Source organism: Pseudomonas sp. TE3910, assembly GCF_056279025.1.
The window spans coordinates 3,368,116-3,387,831 of the sequence record NZ_JBWBQN010000001.1; the positions used below are offsets into that span (position 1 = coordinate 3,368,116).

Genomic DNA, 19,716 nt, shown 5'->3' on the forward strand with positions numbered 1-19,716 from the left:
ACTGTGCGCTACAACAGGAATTGTTTCAGCGGATGTGAGCAAGGACGCCCTGCAACTCATCCAGCGAGTTATAACGAATCACCAACTGGCCTTTGCCCTTGTTCCCATGACGGATCTGGACAGCCGAGCCCAGCCGCTCTGCGAGCCGCTGTTCAAGGCGTGCGATGTCCGGATCAGGCTTGGCCGGTTCGACCGGTTCAGGCTTGCCATTGAGCCACTGACGGACCAGTGCTTCAGTCTGGCGCACCGTCAGTCCACGTGCGACAACATGTCGCGCCCCATCAACCTGTTGCTCATCCGGCAATCCGAGCAATGCACGTGCATGGCCCATTTCCAGATCGCCATGAGAGAGCATGGTCTTGATGACTTCCGGCAGGGTGATCAAGCGCAACAGGTTGGCCACGGTAACCCGCGACTTGCCCACGGCATCGGCAACCTGCTGCTGGGTCAGCTGGAACTCATGCTGCAGCCGTTGCAGGGCAATCGCCTCTTCCACCGGGTTGAGGTCCTCGCGCTGGATGTTCTCGATCAGCGCCATCGCAATGGCCGCCTCATCGGGCACATCACGAACCATTGCCGGAATGGTATCCATGCCGGCCTGCTGACTGGCGCGCCAGCGGCGCTCACCCGCAATGATTTCGTAGCGATTGTCAGCGATCGGACGAACCACGATCGGCTGCATGACGCCCTGGCTACGGATCGAGTGCGCCAATTCCTCCAACGCCTGCGGATCCATGTCGCGGCGAGGTTGGTACTTCCCGCGCTCGATCAGGTCGAGCGGCAGGTGTTGCAGTTCTTTCTGATCGACTTTGACAGCCTGCTCTTCGAGCGCGCTGACAGTCGGACCACTCAGCAGTGCATCCAACCCACGTCCGAGACCTCGTTTCTTAACGGCCATACGGATTCCTTAAGTTGCTTGTGCAGTGCGAGATTGACGACGCTGGCGACGCACCATCTCACCGGCCAGGGCCAGGTAGGCCAAGGCACCGCGCGATTGCTTGTCATAGGCCAGCGCCGGCATGCCGAAGCTTGGTGCCTCGGCCAGGCGAATGTTGCGCGGGATCACGGTGTCGTACAGCTGATCACCGAAATGCTCCTTGAGCTGCGCCGATACATCATTGATCAGGCTCAGGCGCGGGTCGTACATGGTCCGCAGCAAGCCTTCGATCTTCAGCTGTGGATTAAGCCGCTCGGCAATCCGCTTGATGTTATCCACAAGGTCACTCAAACCTTCCAGCGCAAAGTATTCACATTGCATCGGAATGATCACGCCATCGGACGCGACCAAGGCGTTGAGGGTCAACATCGACAGCGACGGCGGGCAATCGATGAGGATGTAGTCGTAGCTTTCACGAATCGGCGCCAGCGCGGTACGCAGGCGACTCTCCTTCATCTGCATTTCCAGCAACACCACCTCGGCGGCGGTCAGGTCACGGTTGGCCGGCAGCAGTTGATAACCACCGTGCTCGGAGAAGCGCATGGCCTGGGCCAGATCGCATTCACCGATCAACAGGTCATAGACCGAATGTTCCAGGACGTGTTTATCCACACCACTGCCCATGGTGGCGTTGCCCTGTGGATCGAGATCGATCAGCAGCACGCGGCGCTTGGTCGCCACCAGCGATGCTGCGAGATTGATACAGGTGGTGGTCTTACCCACACCACCCTTCTGGTTCGCGATTGCGAATACCTTAGCCATTCTTGCTTGTGTTCCCAGTCATGCCGTGCGGCGCAGTATCAGCAGATGGCGCTGGCCTTGGCAACCCGGTACGGTCAAGGCCTGCTCGCTATCCACTTTGAAATCTGCCGGCAATGCTACCAGCTCATCAGCTGGATGCAGCCCTTTCATTGCCAGCCACTGCGTCTGGGTATCCCCCAGGTGCCGCGTCCAGTTGGTGAAGTTTTCCATGCTGCTGAAAGCACGCGAAATGATTCCGGTGAAAGGGCGCTCCGGCTGGAACGCCTCAACCCGATTGTGGATAACTTGCAGGTTATCCAGTTTCAATTCCAGCTTTACCTGAGTCAGGAAGCGGGTTTTCTTGCCATTGCTGTCGAGCACCGTGACCTGCTTTTCCGGATGCAGGATAGCCAATGGAATACCGGGCATGCCACCGCCGCTGCCGACGTCAAGCCAACGCTCGCTGTGGATAAACGGCATTACACTCAGGCTGTCGAGCAAATGACGGGAAACCATCTCGTCCGGGTTACGCACAGCGGTCAGGTTATACGCCTTGTTCCACTTGATCAGCAGTGCCAGGTACGCCAGCAGTTGCTCCTGCTGGCTGGCACTCAACTCGACGCCCAGTTCGCGGGCGCCTGTGGACAACTCTTCGGCATGTTGAGGGGTGACCATGGAACTCAAGCGCTTTGCTCCAACTCACGGCCTGCGCCGCGTTTTTTCAGGTGAATCAGCAAGAGTGAAATTGCTGCCGGGGTTACGCCAGGGATACGCGATGCCTGACCCAATGTTTCCGGACGAGTCTGGCTGAGTTTGCTCTGAATTTCCTTGGAAAGCCCGGAAATGTTCGTGTAGTCGATATCCTCGGGCAAACGGGTATCTTCGCTGGCACGCAGACGAGCAATTTCTTCCTGCTGGCGATCGATATAGCCGGCGTACTTGGTCTTGATTTCGACCTGCTCGGCAACTTGCGGATCAATGCCTTCGCTACCGGTGACTTCGATCAAACCGGCGTAATCGATTTCCGGACGGGTGAGCAGGTTGAGCAGGTTGTACTCATGGCTCAGCGGCGTACCGAATTTCTCTGCAATGGCTTGGCCTTGCGCCGTACCAGGGCGTACCCAGGTGCTTTTCAAACGTTGTTCTTCGCGCTCGATACCTTCGCGTTTAGCGGTAAAGGCCGCCCAACGGGCGTCGTCGACCAGGCCCAGTTCGCGACCTTTTTCGGTCAGACGCAGGTCGGCGTTGTCTTCACGCAGGATCAACCGGTACTCGGCCCGAGAAGTGAACATGCGGTACGGCTCTTGAGTACCGAGGGTGATCAGGTCGTCGACCAACACACCGATGTACGCTTCATCGCGGCGCGGGCACCAGCTTTCACGGCCCTGTGCACGCAATGCGGCGTTGGTCCCGGCCAGCAATCCTTGTGCACCGGCTTCTTCGTAGCCGGTGGTGCCGTTGATCTGGCCAGCAAAGAACAGGCCGCCAATCACTTTGGTTTCAAGGCTGTACTTGAGATCTCGTGGATCGAAGTAATCGTACTCAATGGCATAACCCGGACGAACGATGTGCGCATTCTCCATGCCGCGGATCGAGCGAACGATCTGCAGTTGCACGTCGAATGGCAGGGATGTGGATATCCCGTTCGGATACAGCTCGTGTGTCGTCAGGCCTTCAGGTTCGATAAAGACCTGATGGCTCTCCTTGTCCGCAAAGCGGTGAATCTTGTCTTCGATCGAAGGGCAGTAACGCGGGCCAATACCCTCGATGACACCGGAATACATTGGCGAACGATCAAGGTTCGACGCAATGATTTCGTGGGTGCGGGCATTGGTGTGGGTAATCCAGCAACTGACCTGGCGCGGGTGCATCTGCTGCGACCCCATGAACGACATCACCGGGGTGGGCGTGTCACCCGCCTGTTCGGTCATCACCGAGAAATCCACAGAACGGCCATCGATACGCGGCGGAGTGCCGGTTTTCAGACGACCAACCCGTAATGGCAATTCACGCAGGCGATGTGCCAGGGCAATCGACGGTGGATCACCGGCACGACCACCGGAGTAGTTCTGCAAACCGATGTGGATAAGTCCACCAAGGAAAGTACCGGTGGTCAGTACCACTGCATCGGCGAAGAAACGCAGGCCCATTTGAGTGACCACACCACGCACCTGGTCCTGCTCGACGATCAGGTCGTCGCACGACTGCTGGAATATCCACAGGTTGGGTTGGTTCTCAAGGATCTCGCGCACTACCGACTTGTAGATCGCACGGTCTGCCTGTGCACGGGTGGCACGTACTGCCGGACCTTTGCGGTTGTTCAGAACGCGGAACTGGATACCACTCTTGTCGGTTGCCAGCGCCATTGCGCCACCGAGTGCATCGATTTCCTTGACCAGGTGGCTTTTGCCAATACCACCGATGGCCGGGTTGCAACTCATATGACCGAGGGTTTCCACGTTGTGGGTCAACAGCAGGGTTTTCACACCCATGCGTGCTGACGCAAGCGCAGCCTCGGTACCGGCATGGCCGCCGCCGATGACGATCACTTCAAAACGGGAAGGGAAATCCACCACGCACCTCGTGCCTGTTTCGCGAATAAATAAGGGATAGCCGACAAGTATAGGGACTTCCCCCCCTCTAAAGGAACCTTTTGCACAAAATTTAACCAGCCTGTGGATGAGTGGCAGGCAATAGAAATTAAAGAGAGAAATTTATTAAAGCTTTGTTTTTATGTTTATTCTTATGCAGCCACCTTTCTGTGGATAAAGTGCTGCAGGCCTTTATCTACGTCATGTACAGCGATTTATAAGCCTGTGATCTAGTGGGTCTGAGCGTTCTGGATAAGCGCTTTAAGCCTGTGGATCAAATGGCTAGTTACCCACAGTGCAGGTTATCTCCAACCTTGAAGGCCAGTTATCAACGGAGCTGAAGGTGAGTTTTCCACAGGGCTTAATTCACAGGTAGCCAGCACACGGGCAGGAAAAATCCTCAGGCGTGACCTGTGAAGGCATTCGTGTCGGGAGAGAAAGGCGGGAGATGACGCGCAGCAGTCGGCTCGAAACTGAGCCGACTGTGGATAAGGTGCTTACTTGCCGATGCAGAAACTGGAGAAGATTCGGCCCAACAAGTCGTCAGAGCTGAATGCACCGGTGATTTCACCAAGTGCTTGTTGTGCCTGACGCAGGTCTTCAGCCAAAAGCTCACCAGCGCCAGCCAGGGTCAACTGTGCACGACCGTGTTCAAGGTTGTCGCTGGCCTGGCGGAGCGCTTCCAGATGGCGCCTGCGAGCGCTGAAGCTGCTCTCGGCGGTCTGTTCATAACCCATGCAGGCCTTGAGGTGTTCGCGCAGTAGATCAAGCCCCATGTCCGTATCCTTGGCACTCAAGGTAATGGTGACATGGCCATCATCGCTGTGCGTCATGGTGATCGGCTCACCACTGAGGTCCGCCTTGTTGCGAATCAGGGTGACCTTGGCTGGATCCGGGCGCAGATCAAGGAACTCTGGCCAGAGCGCAAATGGATCGCTGGCTTCAGGTGCGGTGCTATCCACCACCAGCAATACCCGGTCGGCCTCGCCAATGGCTTTCAGTGCGCGTTCTACACCAATCTTTTCCACATGGTCGTCGGTGTCACGCAAACCGGCGGTATCGATGACATGCAGCGGCATGCCATCGATGTGGATATGTTCACGAAGAATGTCCCGGGTAGTACCGGCAATATCAGTGACGATGGCTGCCTCGCGACCGGCGAGCACGTTCAACAGGCTGGATTTGCCCGCGTTGGGGCGCCCGGCAATAACCACGTTCATGCCATCGCGCAGCAAGGCCCCCTGCCCGGCTTCGCGCAGTACTGTGGATAATTCAGCACGTACCTGATCAAGCATGCTCAAGACATGGCCATCGGCAAGGAAGTCGATTTCCTCTTCAGGGAAGTCGATGGCTGCTTCCACGTAGATGCGCAGGTTGATCAACCTCTCGGTGAGTTTATCCACACGTCGGGAAAACTCACCCTGCAACGAACGCAAGGCGTTGCGTGCCGCTTGTGCAGAACTGGCCTCGATTAGATCGGCAATTGCTTCGGCCTGCGCCAGGTCAAGCTTGTCGTTGAGAAAAGCACGCTCGCTGAATTCACCAGGGCGAGCAAGCCGGCAGCCCAACTGCAGGCAACGCTGCAAAAGCATGTCCAGCACCACCGGGCCACCGTGCCCCTGGAGTTCGAGTACGTCTTCACCGGTAAACGAATTCGGTCCAGGGAAGTACAGCGCCAGCCCTTCGTCGATGACCTGGCCATCGTCACCGCGAAACGGCCCGTAATGCGCGTAGCGCGGGGTTAGTGTCCGGCCAGCGATCAACAACCCGGCTTGGCTCGCCAAGGGGCCGGAGATACGCACAATCCCTACCCCTCCGCGCCCTTGGGCGGTGGCGATGGCAGCGATGGTTTCACGCGGAGTATTCATGATCGACGGCCTCACGACAAAAACGACAGATAGCAAAACGCCCCACGAGGGGGCGTTTATCCACAGGTTAGCTGGCTAACCCGTTATGCAGCAGCTTTCTTGCTAGCCGCTTCGATGCTACGGGTGATGTACCACTGCTGAGTGATGGACAACACGTTGTTCACAACCCAGTACAGCACCAGACCTGCAGGGAACCACAGGAAGAAGAAGGTGAAGATGATTGGCATCAGCTTCATCACCTTGGCCTGCATCGGATCCGGCGGGGTTGGGTTCAGGCGCTGCTGAATGAACATGGTCGCGCCCATGATGATCGGCAGGATGAAGAACGGATCCTTGATCGACAGGTCGGTAATCCAGAACATCCAAGGTGCCTGGCGCATTTCCACGCTTTCCAGCAACACCCAGTACAGCGAAAGGAAGACTGGCATCTGCACCAGGATCGGCAGGCAGCCGCCCAGCGGGTTGATCTTCTCTTTCTTGTACAGCTCCATCATGGCCTGCGACATTTTCTGCCGGTCATCGCCAAATTGTTCTTTCAGCGAAGCAAGCTTGGGTGCCACGGCACGCATGCGCGCCATAGAACGATAGCTGGCAGCCGACAGCGGGAAGAACAGTGCCTTGATCAGCATGGTCAGGACAATGATCGACCAGCCCCAGTTACCCAGGAGGCTGTGGATATGTTGCAGCAGCCAGAAAATTGGCTGGGCAATGAACCAGAGAATGCCGTAGTCGACGGTCAGTTCCAGGCCTGGGGACAACTCCTTGAGCTTGGACTGAATTTTCGGACCGGCATACAGCATGGTGCTGGTTTCGGCTTTACCACCTGCAGCGACTTCCAGTGTCGGGCCAGTGAAACCGATGATGTAGTTGCCTTGGCTGTCCTTGCGCGTCTGAACGATGTTGTTGTCAGACTTGTTCGGAATCCAGGCCGTCACGAAGTAGTGCTGCAGCCAGGCTACCCAACCACCAGACACATTTTCTTTCAGATTGCCCTTGTCGATGTCTTTCATCGACACTTTTTTGTACGGCTCTGCACTTGTCCACAGGGCAGCACCCAGGTAAGTGGCAGTACCGGTGGCAGTGCTCGAGGACGGATCCGAGCTGGCATCGCGCTTGAGCTGGGCAAACAGGTTGCCGCTCCAGGCCTGACCGCTCTGGTTGTCGATCAGGTAGCTGACCGTCAGGTCGTACTCACCGCGCTTGAGTGTAAAGCGCTTGATGTAGTTGACGCCGTTGTCGCTGAACTTCAGGTCGACGACCAGTTGATCCTGACCGTCGGCCAGTTGATAACTTTTCTGTTCGGTAGCGTACAGCGGGCGACCAGATGGACGAGCATCCGGGCCGTTGGTACCGGTCAGACCGCTCTGTGCCAGGTAAACACGCTCGCCGCCGTTGTCGAACAGCTGGAACGGAATATCGGGATGGTCCTGACGGCGCGGGTATTTCGGCAGCATCAGCTGCGCGATATCACCGCCATTGGGATCGATAGCCAGATCAAGAACATCGGTCTTGACCCGAATCAGGTCTTTGCTGATGGCAACCGGGGCCAGTTCGGTCGAATTCGACTCGGGGTTGGCGCTCGGAACATCGGCACTGGCGGAATTGCTTGCGGCCCGCGCGGTGTCCGGCAACGCCGGCGCGGTGGCGGCGTTCTGGGTCGGCAAGGCTGCCTGTCCGTAGTCCTGGTTCCACTTAAGAACCATGACATAAGACACGATTGCCAGGGCGACGATCAGGATCGTGCGTTTAATATCCATGATTACTCGGCTATCGAAGAAGTACGGGAAGAAGAAGCGGGCGGAACCGGGTCGTATCCACCAGGGTTCCACGGATGGCAACGCCCCAGTCGACGAACGGTCAGCCAACTGCCACGCAGAAGACCATGAGACTCAATGGCTTCGAGTGCGTAGCAGGAGCAGGAGGGGTAGAAACGACAGTGATTGGCCATCAGAGGACTAATGGCGTAACGGTAAAACTGGATCGGAACGAGTGCCAGTTTACGCATCTGGACTGTCTACCCCTACGGATTCGGTTGGCGCTGGAGCGGGCCGATTACGCGCAAGACGCTTCCAGAGCTTGCCAAAATGTTGGTGCAATTCTGGGTTTTCGATCTCGCCCAGGCCTTTGCGCGCAACGATAACGATATCCCAACCTGCCAATAGATCTTGGTGAAGGCGGAATGAGTCGCGCATCAATCGCTTGAGTCGATTTCGCTGAACGGAGAGCTTGACGCTCTTTTTCCCGATCACAAGCCCCAAGCGGGGATGATCCAGACCGTTCTCGCGGGCAAGGAGCAAAAGATTCTTGCCTGGAACCTTGCCGGTTGGGGAGTCGAAGACCGCTTTGAAATGTCGGGGGGTCAGCAGACGCTTTTCCCGACTGAAGTCCTGACTCACCACCTGTGCCGAATGATCAAACGGCCAGACGCTTACGGCCTTTGGCACGACGACGCGACAGAACGGCACGACCGTTCTTGGTGGCCATACGGGCACGGAAACCGTGAGTGCGAGCGCGCTTGATGGTGCTTGGTTGGAAAGTACGTTTCATGGCGTGTTACCTGGTTCGTCGACTACGGGCCGGAATGGCCCCCGTTTTAAGAGATCGGCGATTCTAGAGAAAGCAAGGCCATAGGTCAATTTCCAACCAGCTTTTCCTTATAGGTGGTCACGTGGGTGGGGGTTGGGTGTGAACGTGTCGAGGTACAGCGTTCAGACCTAAACATAAAAAAAGAGAGAGGAATTATTTAAAGCTTTTCTGTAAATCTTATAAAGCTTATGTAGAAGAATTCTGTGGATAAGGTTCTACAGGCCTTTATTTTCATGGCGTACAGAGAATTTAAACCTTGTCGGGAAGCGGTGCTCTGGCTGTGCCGAACGCTCGGAAAATCTGTGGATAAAAAAGCGAGTTATCAACATGCGAGTTATCAACAGATTTCGACCCGGACTTGTGCAAAGACCTCAGGCGCGGTTATCCACAGGGCTTATTCACACCCCTCCGGCATCATTTTGTTCACTAAGTCGCTGATCTATCACCACGCTCATCGCATCGGCATGTGGATAACTGCGCGGCCGGTCGGGTACAATGGCTGCTTGTTTTTGCCTCACCGGCTTTCAAACTCAGGGGATATCCGTGTCAGTGGAACTTTGGCAGCAGTGCGTAGAGCTTCTGCGCGATGAACTGCCTGCCCAGCAATTCAACACCTGGATCCGTCCGCTACAGGTCGAAGCCGAAGGCGACGAGTTGCGCGTGTATGCGCCCAACCGTTTCGTTCTCGATTGGGTCAATGAGAAGTACCTTGGGCGTCTGCTCGAACTGCTAGGCGAACAGGGCAACGGCATTGCGCCAGCGCTTTCCTTATTAATAGGCAGCAGACGCAGCTCTGCGCCTCGCGCTGCGCCCAATGCGCCGCTGGCGGCCGCTGTTGCCGCTTCCCAGGCGCAAGCCGCTCAAGTCGCCCCGCCGGTCGTTGAACCGATCGCTGCGCCAGTTGTGGCTCAAATCGAGGATGCGCCTTCACGCGATAGCTTCGATGCCATGGGGGAAAACAACGCCCCCCCTGCTTCTGGCGGCCGGGCCGAACAACGAACCGTGCAGGTTGAAGGTGCGTTGAAACACACCAGCTACCTGAACCGTACCTTTACCTTCGAGAACTTTGTCGAAGGTAAATCCAACCAGTTGGCCCGTGCGGCTGCCTGGCAAGTGGCCGACAACCCGAAACATGGCTATAACCCCCTCTTCCTTTATGGGGGCGTTGGCCTGGGTAAAACGCACTTGATGCATGCTGTGGGTAACCACCTGCTCAAGAAAAATCCGAATGCCAAGGTTGTCTACCTGCATTCCGAGCGTTTTGTTGCGGATATGGTGAAGGCACTGCAGCTCAATGCCATCAACGAATTCAAGCGTTTCTACCGTTCGGTCGATGCGCTGCTGATCGATGACATTCAGTTCTTTGCCCGTAAAGAGCGTTCGCAGGAAGAGTTTTTCCACACCTTCAACGCCTTGCTTGAGGGCGGTCAGCAGGTCATTCTCACCAGTGACCGTTACCCGAAGGAAATCGAAGGCCTGGAAGAACGCCTGAAGTCTCGTTTCGGTTGGGGATTGACGGTTGCCGTCGAGCCACCGGAGCTGGAGACGCGGGTGGCGATCCTGATGAAGAAGGCCGATCAGGCCAAGGTCGATCTCCCGCACGATGCGGCGTTCTTTATCGCTCAGCGGATTCGTTCCAACGTCCGTGAACTTGAAGGTGCGCTCAAGCGGGTCATTGCCCACTCGCACTTCATGGGCCGTGACATCACCATTGAACTGATTCGGGAGTCGCTCAAGGATCTTCTGGCGCTGCAGGACAAACTGGTGAGTGTGGATAACATCCAGCGCACCGTTGCCGAGTACTACAAGATCAAGATCTCCGATCTGTTGTCCAAGCGGCGTTCCCGCTCGGTCGCGCGACCACGACAAGTAGCGATGGCGTTGTCCAAGGAACTGACCAACCACAGCTTGCCTGAAATTGGCGACGTATTTGGCGGTCGTGACCACACCACAGTGTTGCACGCGTGCCGCAAGATTAACGAACTCAAGGAATCCGACGCGGATATCCGCGAGGACTACAAGAACCTGCTGCGGACGCTGACAACGTGATGACTGTCAGCGCAGCTTATTAAAGGCAAGGGACTAGACCATGCATTTCACCATTCAACGCGAAGCCCTGTTGAAACCCCTGCAACTGGTCGCAGGCGTCGTCGAGCGCCGTCAGACCTTGCCGGTATTGTCCAACGTGCTGCTGGTTGTCCAAGGCCAACAACTGTCGCTTACCGGTACCGACCTGGAAGTGGAACTGGTTGGCCGTGTGCAATTGGAAGAGCCTGCCGAACCAGGCGAGATCACGGTACCTGCGCGCAAGCTGATGGACATCTGCAAAAGCCTGCCGAGCGATGCGCTGATCGACATCAAGGTCGATGAGCAAAAGCTGCTGGTCAAGGCGGGTCGCAGCCGCTTCACCCTGTCGACCCTGCCTGCCAACGATTTCCCGACAGTCGAGGAAGGCCCGGGTTCGCTGACCTGCACCCTGGAGCAAAGCAAGCTGCGCCGATTGATCGAGCGCACCAGCTTTGCCATGGCGCAACAGGATGTTCGTTACTACCTCAACGGTATGCTGCTGGAAGTATCCACAGGCACACTGCGAGCCGTTGCTACCGATGGCCATCGCCTGGCAATGTGCTCGATGAGCGCAAACATCGATCAAGCGGATCGTCATCAGGTGATCGTGCCACGTAAGGGCATTCTTGAGCTGGCGCGTCTGCTGACCGAGCCTGAAGGCACTGTCAGCATTGTGCTTGGCCAACACCATATCCGTGCAACCACTGGCGAGTTCACGTTCACCTCGAAGCTGGTCGATGGCAAGTTCCCGGACTACGAGCGCGTGCTGCCCAAGGGCGGTGACAAGCTGGTAGTGGGCGACCGTCAGGCACTGCGTGAGGCATTCAGCCGTACCGCAATTCTGTCCAACGAAAAGTACCGTGGTATTCGTCTGCAACTGGCCAATGCCCAGCTGAAGATTCAGGCGAACAACCCGGAGCAGGAAGAAGCGGAAGAGGAAATCAGCGTCGACTACAACGGCAGCTCATTGGAAATCGGTTTCAACGTCAGCTACCTGTTGGACGTACTGGGTGTCATGACCACCGAGCAGGTTCGTCTGATTCTGTCTGACTCCAACAGCAGTGCCCTGCTGCAGGAAGCAGGCAATGACGATTCCGCATACGTCGTCATGCCGATGCGTCTGTAACCTTGTCTCGCATAGTCTAGATGTCCCTCAGTCGCGTTTCTGTCACCGCGGTGCGTAACCTGCACCCGGTGACATTCTCCCCCTCCCCCCGCATCAACATTCTGCATGGCGCCAACGGCAGCGGAAAAACCAGCGTTCTTGAAGCGATCCATTTGTTGGGTCTTGCCCGCTCCTTCCGCAGCACACGTTTGAACCCGGTTATTCAGTATGAACAGTTGGCCTGTACCGTGTTCGGTCAGGTTGAATTGGCCGAGGGTGGTTCAAGCAACCTGGGTATTTCCCGGGATCGCCAAGGGGAGTTCACTATTCGTATCGACGGGCAGAATGCCCGTAGCACGGCTCAATTGGCTGAAATTCTGCCGTTGCAATTGATCAATCCGGACAGCTTTCGCCTCCTTGAGGGCGCTCCGAAAATCCGCCGGCAGTTTCTCGATTGGGGGGTGTTCCACGTGGAACCTCGCTTCATGGGAACCTGGCAGCGACTGCAGAAGGCCCTGCGGCAGCGGAACTCATGGTTGCGGCATGGTACACTTGATCCAGTTTCGCAAGCGGCATGGGACCGGGAATTGTGCCTGGCCAGTGCGGAATTGGATGAATACCGCCGTACTTACATCAAAGCCTTGAAGCCGGTTTTCGAGCAAACCTTGAGTGAGTTGGTCGAGCTTGAAGGATTGACCCTCAGCTATTACCGCGGTTGGGACAAGGATCGGGAGCTTAGTGAAGTTCTCGCCAGCTCCCTGCAGCGGGATCAGCAAATGGGCCACACCCAGGCCGGGCCGCAACGTGCGGATCTGCGCTTGAGGCTAGGCGGGCATAACGCCGCGGAGATTCTCTCCCGGGGCCAGCAAAAGCTAGTGGTGTGCGCATTACGTATCGCCCAAGGCCATCTGGTCAGCCAGGCTCGGCGAGGTCAGTGTATTTATCTGGTGGATGACTTGCCGTCCGAGTTGGATGAGCAGCACCGCCACGCGCTTTGTCGTTTGTTGGAAGAATTACGCTGCCAGGTATTTATCACCTGTGTAGATCACGAATTATTGAGGGAAGGCTGGCAGACGGAAACGCCAGTTGCCTTGTTCCACGTGGAACAGGGCCGTATCACCCAGACCCACGACCATCGGGAGTGAAGGCATGAGCGAAAATCAAACGTACGACTCCTCCAGCATTAAAGTGCTGAAAGGGCTGGATGCCGTGCGCAAGCGTCCCGGTATGTACATTGGCGACACCGATGATGGTAGCGGCCTGCACCACATGGTGTTCGAGGTGGTCGATAACTCGATCGACGAAGCCCTCGCTGGCCACTGTGACGACATCACCGTAATCATTCACCCGGACGAGTCCATCACCGTCCGCGACAACGGCCGTGGTATCCCGGTCGATGTGCATAAAGAAGAAGGCGTCTCCGCAGCAGAGGTCATCATGACCGTTCTGCACGCTGGCGGTAAATTCGACGACAACTCCTATAAAGTCTCCGGTGGTCTGCACGGTGTGGGTGTTTCTGTAGTAAACGCCCTTTCTGAGCAACTGGTATTGACCGTTCGCCGCAGCGGCAAGATCTGGGAACAGATCTACGTTCACGGTGTTCCACAGGCACCGATGAAAATCGTTGGTGAAAGTGAAACGACTGGTACCCAGATCCACTTCAAGCCATCGGCTGAGACCTTCAAGAATATCCACTTCAGCTGGGACATCCTGGCCAAGCGTATTCGCGAACTGTCGTTCCTCAACTCGGGCGTCGGCATCCTGCTGAAGGATGAGCGCTCCGGTAAGGACGAACACTTCAAGTACGAAGGTGGTCTGCGCGCATTCGTTGAGTACCTGAACACCAACAAGACGCCGGTCAACCAGGTGTTCCACTTCAATGTCCAGCGTGAAGACGGTGTGGGTGTCGAGATTGCCCTGCAGTGGAACGACAGCTTCAACGAGAACCTGTTGTGCTTTACCAACAACATTCCACAGCGTGATGGCGGTACTCACCTGGTTGGTTTCCGCTCGGCGCTGACCCGTAACCTGAACAACTACATCGAGCAGGAAGGTCTGGCCAAGAAGAACAAGGTCTCGACCACTGGCGACGACGCCCGTGAAGGTCTGACCGCGATCATCTCGGTCAAGGTTCCAGATCCGAAGTTCAGTTCCCAGACCAAAGACAAACTGGTTTCTTCTGAAGTGAAGACGGCAGTGGAACAGGAGATGGGCAAGTACTTCTCCGACTTCCTGCTGGAGAACCCGAACGAAGCCAAGGCCGTTGTTGGCAAGATGATCGACGCGGCGCGTGCTCGTGAAGCAGCGCGCAAGGCTCGGGAAATGACCCGCCGCAAAGGTGCGCTGGATATCGCCGGCCTGCCGGGCAAACTGGCTGACTGCCAGGAGAAGGACCCTGCCCTTTCCGAACTGTACCTGGTGGAGGGTGACTCCGCAGGTGGTTCGGCCAAGCAAGGCCGTAACCGCAAGACCCAGGCAATCCTGCCGCTCAAAGGTAAGATCCTCAACGTCGAGAAAGCACGTTTCGACAAGATGATCTCTTCCCAGGAAGTCGGCACGCTGATCACCGCGTTGGGTTGTGGTATCGGGCGCGACGAGTACAACATCGAAAAACTGCGTTATCACAACATCATCATCATGACCGATGCTGACGTTGACGGTTCGCACATTCGTACCCTGCTGCTGACCTTCTTCTTCCGTCAGTTGCCGGAACTGGTTGAGCGCGGCTATATCTACATTGCCCAGCCACCGCTGTACAAGGTGAAGAAAGGCAAGCAGGAGCAGTACATCAAGGACGACGAGGCCATGGAAGAGTACATGACCCAGTCGGCCCTTGAAGACGCAAGCCTGCACCTGAACGACTCGGCCCCGGGGATTTCCGGTGAGGCGCTGGAGCGTCTGGTCAACGAGTTCCGCACCGTGATGAAGACCCTCAAGCGTCTGTCGCGCCTGTACCCACAGGAGCTGACCGAGCACTTCATCTACCTGCCGGCGGTATCGCTTGAACAACTGTCTGACCATGCCGGGATGCAAGCCTGGCTGGCCAAGTTCGACGAGCGCCTGCGCACCAGCGAGAAGTCCGGCCTGGTCTACAAGGCCAGCCTGCGTGAAGACCGCGAGCGTAATGTCTGGCTGCCAGAAGTGGAAATCACCTCTCACGGCTTGGCTAGCTACGTGACCTTCAACCGTGACTTCTTTGGCAGTAACGACTACCGGACCGTTACCGCTCTGGGTTCGCAGTTGGTCACTCTGCTGGACGACGGCGCCTATGTTCAACGTGGCGAGCGCAAAAAGGCCGTCACCGAGTTCAAGGAAGCCCTTGACTGGCTGATGACTGAAAGCACCAAGCGCCACACCATCCAGCGCTACAAAGGGCTGGGCGAGATGAACCCGGACCAACTGTGGGAAACCACCATGGACCCAAGCGTGCGTCGCATGCTCAGGGTGACCATTGAAGACGCGATCGCTGCCGATCAGATCTTCAACACCTTGATGGGCGATGCGGTCGAGCCGCGTCGTGAGTTCATCGAGAGCAACGCACTGGCAGTGTCCAACCTGGACTTCTGATTAGCTGTAGGCTCACAAATAAGTGACCGGCCAGAACCAGCCCTTCAAGGTTGGTAGGCCAAGAGAACGGCCCGCGTAAGCGGGCTTTTCTTTTTACGCCTGAAGTCTGTGGCGAGGAAAATTCCCCCTCCCCGTGCTCCGTTTTAGCGAAGCTCACATTTCTGTTGCGGGAAGCCTAACCGCTAACTCACGCCTACCTGAGGTTGAGGTCCGGCTGCGCGAATGGCGGGTGCGCAAGCCGGGCTCCTCGCTTGGGTGCTGCACAGCGCCGTTCAGGCCTGCTCCAGCTCCCGCCAGCCTCCGGTTACGCGCTGCTCCAGTCGCGCCGGACTGCTATCCAGGCGCAGCAGGTTCAGCCAGCCGTGATCGACTAGGTTGCGCACCACCTCATGCTTGTCGATCACGCTGTCGATCATGCTCCGCGGCGCCTCGATCACGACGCTCAGGCGCAGCGGCCGGTGCACCCAGTGCTCACCGTCATGCAGCGACTGGCGTGACAGGCCGATGCGCAAATCGCCGCCGTTGCCCTCGAACACGCCGATATGCCCGCCCACCACGTTATGCAGCACCTTGTTGCCGCTGCCGAAGCGCAGGTTGTCGGTGGTCGAGGTGAAGTACTGCAGGTTGATCCAGTGCGCCACCACCATCGGCGCGGTCATGATCAGTTCCAGCACTTGGCCCTCGCCATCCTGGCGCCAGTCGTAGTCGTGCAAGAAGGCGCGCCCTTGCAGATCCACGCCACGGGTGCGCGCGCGCGGTGCGGCTATGAATGCCGCGTTGCCCGCCAGCCCCCATTCCGGGCGGGTTTGCGCCCAGTCGCGGGCGCGGCGGCGAAGCGTAGCAAGCAGCTTCTGCGGACGATCCGCCAGGGCCGCCAGCCCCAGTTGCGAGGCCCGTTCGCTGCGCACCCGGAAACTTGCTTCGTCCAGCGCCTGGCGCACCCGCTGCCAGGCAGGCTGCAGCGCGGGCGATAGGCTCTCGGTGGCGAACACCTGCACTTCGTCGGTGCTGGTGTTGTGCAGTCCGGCGAGCACATGGCAGTGATAAGGCAAGTCCAATCCCTGCTCGCGCAGCGCCATGCGCACCTCTCCATCGTTCAACAGGTCGGCGAGTAGACGGGCGTTGACCTCGCCGCTCTGGCCGCAACAAGCGCCGCAGTCGAGCCCCGCCGCCTGAGGGTTGTTGGCGCTCTGGCTGCCGTGCCCGAGTAGTACCAGTATCGGCGGAACCGTTGCGCCAAGACCCATGGCGCGAAGGATACGAGCGGCCAGCTCTGCTTTCTGGGTCGGTGTCAGTGCCGGCAGTACCGGCCTGAGTTGTTGCCACTCCGCTCCACGCAAGGCAGCCCGGTGCGCCTCGCCACGGTCCCGGAGCAGCCCCCAAGTGCGGCCAAGCAGCGCGCCGGCATAGCCCAATCCGACGCTTTCCACCAGGGTGAAGGTCGAAGCTGGCAGGCGTTCAAACAGGCGCCAGCGCCCACTTCGTGCAAGGCGAGCCTTACGCAGCTGCGCCAGCAGATCGTCCTGTCGCTCATCACCGGTGCTATCGCCGACCTGCAGTTGTGGTGCGAGCAGGCCGGGCAGTTGCGGTCGCGTGGCAGCGGTCCCCAGTGGGGTGTAGGCGATGGGCAGGCCAAAGAATCCGGCGAAACCTCCGGTTTCCAGCTCTGGGCAGACTGCTTCCAGCGCACGGCGCAGCGGCTCGGAACGCACGTCGATGCAGAAGAACAGCTTGGCCAGCGGTGCCTGTACCGGTGCAGACGCCAGGGGATGGCACAGGCGCCGCTGCAATTGTTCCTGCCAAGCCAACTCATCGGCCCGCTGCCACAGTTGCAATGCCTGCCAAGCTGTTCCGGGCGACTGTAGACGCCCCTCCTGCCAGGCCGCTCGCCAGCTGTGCCAGCGGCTTTGCGGCTCTCGCTGACGGTCGTCCACCAACCATTCCCAGGCTGCACGAATGGCCAGCAGATCCAGCAGCGTGTCGTCGTCATTGCCCTGCAGTCGCGCCTGCCAGCCCCGATAGGCGCACCAGGAGGCCCAACCGATGCTGCGTAACAGCAGGCAGTCGAACCATTCCTCCCATTCATCGGCAAGCAGGCCCAGGTGCTGCACGGCCGCCTCCAGCGCTACCTGCGGCGCATCCGGTAGCTCTGCGATGCGCTCGCTGAGACGTGGGCAGGCGCTGAGTACACTCAGGCCCCGGTCCTCCAGGAGGGTCGCACGCCAAGCCCGGTAGAGCCCGCCCGCCTCGCCCGGCCGCCAGTCGGCTTGCTCCCGATCGAACCAAGCGGCACAGCACTGACCGATCTGCTGTGTGATCAGCACCGGCCAGCCCGGCAGCGGCAGGCCAGGTTCGGCCATGTCCTCCAGCAGTGGCAGGCTCCGGGCAGTCGCTGGCGGGCCGTCCAGGGCCTGCACTAGCTGCGTCGGGGTGAAGTCCTGCACGGTCTCGGCGAGGGCCTGGCGCAGGTGGCGATCGGCGATACGCCCGTCTCGCCAGGCCTGCCGATAGTCGTCAGGTCCCAGCGTCAGGCGGCTGCCAGCACGCCTCCAGAGCTGTTCGGCGACTTCGTGCCAGGGCTGCCCGCGGCGTTCCCAGAGCGGGCTGACCGCGATCATGCGATCCAGCGGCCAGGTCGGCGCAATGCGCGCGCATGCTTGCCGGGCTACCGCGATCAGGGCATCCCGCTGAAAGGTGGCAAGGGGTTCGAGTGCGGTCATGGGCAGTCTCCGGCGAAGGATGGGGTGGGCTGGGGCTTGCGTACCGGCCACAGGCGGAAGGTCAGGCGAGTGAAGTGCTCATCCAAGTAGAAACCGGCAAAAGCCAGGGGATACAACCGCCGGGCCAGTGCACCCTGCGGGCGAGCAAGGATCCAGGACTGCAGCATGTAGAGTGCAGCGAAAAGCAGCAGCGCCAGCAGGGTCAGGTACGGTGGATGAACCGCATGCGCCGGGCTCGCACCGAGGATCCAGGCCGCGGCTTGGTGCCAGAGCAGGTATGCCCCCAGTAGCAGGCTGAAAATGGCTAGCCCGTAAAGCTTGGCGCCCTGGCGTAGTAGGGCCCATGGCGCCAGACCGATGGCGAGGATCACCAGGGCCACCTGGGGCAATACGTGACCAGGAAGCAACCACTGCCAGGCCCCCTGTACCAGCAGTAATCCTAGAGCCGCCAGTAGCAGGGCCAGCAAGAGCCCGCCCAGGCTGATCGCGGGGGCTGGCGGCTGTAGTGCATGGTGCCGCGCCTGTGTAACCGTCTCGCCCGCAGCCAGGAAGGCGTGCGCCTTGTAGAGCGAGTGTGCCAGCAGGTGCACCAGGGCCAGCTCATAGAGCCCCAGACCGCACTCCAGCAGCATGAAACCCATCTGCGCGCAGGTGGACCAGGCCAGGCGGACCTTGATACTGATGCGTGTCATCATCACGAGGACGGCGAGCACTGCCGTGAAGCCGCCGATTGCTACCAGCAAGGTCTGAGCGGGTACTGCGGCGGAAATCAGCGGCGCAAAGCGCAGCAACAGGAAGCCGCCAAGGTTGACCAGCCCTGCATGCAGCAGCGCCGAGACTGGGGTGGGCGCTTCCATCACTTGGATCAGCCATCCATGCACCGGCAGTTGCGCGGACTTGAGAATCACTGCCAAGGCCAGCAGCACGGCTGCTAGTTGCAGGTCCCAGCCAAGGGCACCGGAAGCCTGCAGCCGCATCGTGACGTGTTCGAGAATCGCCTCCATGCTGCTGCCGCCAGCAGCGTGCACCAACAGCAGGGTGGCCAGAAGCATGCAGGCATCGGCTAGGCGGCTGGCCAGGAACTTCTTGTGCGCCACCACCAGAGCCATTGGGCGGTCGCGGTAGAACGTGAGCAACTGGTGCAGGCACAGGCTAGAGATGATCCAGGCGCCAACCAGTAGCAACAGATCATCGGCGGTCACCACCGTGGCTACCGAACTCAGAGTGCCCAGCAGTGCCAGGACATAGCGCCGCTGGCCCGGTTCTCCCTCTAGGTAGCGCCGGGAGTATTCGATGATGACCAGCGCTAGCAGACTCACCAGCCCGGCCATCGCCAGCCCCAGGCGGTCGTTGTCGCGTCCATCTATGGCGGCTTGCAGCCAAGCGCCCAGCACCAGGATCAGCCCCACGTGACCTGCTATGCGGGCGGGCAACCAGAAGCGCGTCGGGGTACGGCTGCACGTCGTCGGTAACAGCGCCAGGGCATAGACCCAAGGCAAAAGCGAAGCGAGGTGGTAAAGAATGGTTGGCATGG

15 protein-coding genes are annotated in these 19,716 nt (G+C 58.7%); 4 read left to right on the forward strand and 11 right to left on the reverse strand.

All coding sequences use genetic code 11. The features are described from left to right. Window positions 1-25: 25 nt before the first annotated feature. From ACZ9H3_RS15455 to rpmH, 9 genes are all read right to left on the reverse strand, one after another. A complete protein-coding gene (locus tag ACZ9H3_RS15455; protein ID WP_065759569.1) occupies window positions 26-898 on the reverse strand; it encodes a ParB/RepB/Spo0J family partition protein in 873 nt (290 codons plus the stop codon). Between the two features lie 9 nt (window positions 899-907). Next, window positions 908-1,699, reverse strand: a complete 792-nt coding sequence (locus tag ACZ9H3_RS15460; protein WP_065759568.1) for a ParA family protein — start codon at window positions 1,697-1,699, stop codon at window positions 908-910. A gap of 18 nt (window positions 1,700-1,717) precedes the next feature. Then, on the reverse strand, window positions 1,718-2,353 hold the full coding sequence (rsmG, locus tag ACZ9H3_RS15465; protein ID WP_176717420.1) for a 16S rRNA (guanine(527)-N(7))-methyltransferase RsmG: 636 nt from the start codon (window positions 2,351-2,353) through the stop codon (window positions 1,718-1,720). A gap of 5 nt (window positions 2,354-2,358) precedes the next feature. Beyond that, the gene (gene mnmG / locus ACZ9H3_RS15470; RefSeq protein WP_099776491.1) at window positions 2,359-4,251 is read right to left on the reverse strand and encodes a tRNA uridine-5-carboxymethylaminomethyl(34) synthesis enzyme MnmG; all 1,893 of its coding nucleotides are present in this window, start codon (window positions 4,249-4,251) and stop codon (window positions 2,359-2,361) included. A 515-nt stretch (window positions 4,252-4,766) separates the two neighbouring features. Then, the gene (mnmE, locus tag ACZ9H3_RS15475; protein WP_065759565.1) at window positions 4,767-6,137 is read right to left on the reverse strand and encodes a tRNA uridine-5-carboxymethylaminomethyl(34) synthesis GTPase MnmE; all 1,371 of its coding nucleotides are present in this window, start codon (window positions 6,135-6,137) and stop codon (window positions 4,767-4,769) included. Window positions 6,138-6,220: 83 nt separating this feature from the next. Continuing rightward, window positions 6,221-7,894, reverse strand: coding sequence for a membrane protein insertase YidC (yidC, locus tag ACZ9H3_RS15480; RefSeq protein ID WP_065759564.1), 1,674 nt, complete (start codon window positions 7,892-7,894; stop codon window positions 6,221-6,223). A gap of 2 nt (window positions 7,895-7,896) precedes the next feature. Beyond that, complete coding sequence (gene yidD / locus ACZ9H3_RS15485) at window positions 7,897-8,142, reverse strand: membrane protein insertion efficiency factor YidD (RefSeq protein WP_099776493.1); 246 nt, start codon at window positions 8,140-8,142, stop codon at window positions 7,897-7,899. Continuing rightward, window positions 8,135-8,536, reverse strand: coding sequence for a ribonuclease P protein component (gene rnpA, locus ACZ9H3_RS15490; protein WP_065759563.1), 402 nt, complete (start codon window positions 8,534-8,536; stop codon window positions 8,135-8,137). The genes yidD and rnpA overlap by 8 nt, the downstream gene beginning before the upstream one ends. A gap of 13 nt (window positions 8,537-8,549) precedes the next feature. Continuing rightward, a complete protein-coding gene (gene rpmH / locus ACZ9H3_RS15495; protein ID WP_002551315.1) occupies window positions 8,550-8,684 on the reverse strand; it encodes a 50S ribosomal protein L34 in 135 nt (44 codons plus the stop codon). 582 nt (window positions 8,685-9,266) lie between these two features. On the opposite strand from rpmH, the gene dnaA reads away from it, so the two are divergent. Genes dnaA through gyrB form a run of 4 tightly spaced genes read left to right on the forward strand, consistent with a single transcriptional unit; the run spans window position 9,267 to window position 15,462 of the window. Next, complete coding sequence (gene dnaA, locus ACZ9H3_RS15500) at window positions 9,267-10,772, forward strand: chromosomal replication initiator protein DnaA (RefSeq protein WP_065759562.1); 1,506 nt, start codon at window positions 9,267-9,269, stop codon at window positions 10,770-10,772. A 40-nt stretch (window positions 10,773-10,812) separates the two neighbouring features. Beyond that, window positions 10,813-11,916 carry a DNA polymerase III subunit beta gene (gene dnaN / locus ACZ9H3_RS15505; RefSeq protein ID WP_065759561.1) on the forward strand — a complete coding sequence of 368 codons (1,104 nt, stop codon included), beginning with the start codon at window positions 10,813-10,815 and terminating at the stop codon, window positions 11,914-11,916. A gap of 20 nt (window positions 11,917-11,936) precedes the next feature. Next, window positions 11,937-13,040: a DNA replication/repair protein RecF gene (recF, locus tag ACZ9H3_RS15510; RefSeq protein WP_065759560.1), complete on the forward strand. Its 1,104-nt coding sequence runs from the start codon at window positions 11,937-11,939 to the stop codon at window positions 13,038-13,040. A gap of 4 nt (window positions 13,041-13,044) precedes the next feature. Continuing rightward, window positions 13,045-15,462, forward strand: a complete 2,418-nt coding sequence (gene gyrB / locus ACZ9H3_RS15515) for a DNA topoisomerase (ATP-hydrolyzing) subunit B (protein ID WP_065759559.1) — start codon at window positions 13,045-13,047, stop codon at window positions 15,460-15,462. A gap of 272 nt (window positions 15,463-15,734) precedes the next feature. Here the strand turns inward: gyrB and ACZ9H3_RS15520 are convergent, their stop codons facing one another. Continuing rightward, window positions 15,735-18,182: a YbcC family protein gene (locus ACZ9H3_RS15520; protein ID WP_476221398.1), complete on the reverse strand. Its 2,448-nt coding sequence runs from the start codon at window positions 18,180-18,182 to the stop codon at window positions 15,735-15,737. Then, entirely contained in the window at window positions 18,179-19,714 is a 1,536-nt protein-coding gene (locus ACZ9H3_RS15525; protein WP_476221400.1) for an NADH-quinone oxidoreductase subunit L, read from the reverse strand. The genes ACZ9H3_RS15520 and ACZ9H3_RS15525 overlap by 4 nt, the downstream gene beginning before the upstream one ends. Window positions 19,715-19,716: the final 2 nt, after the last annotated feature.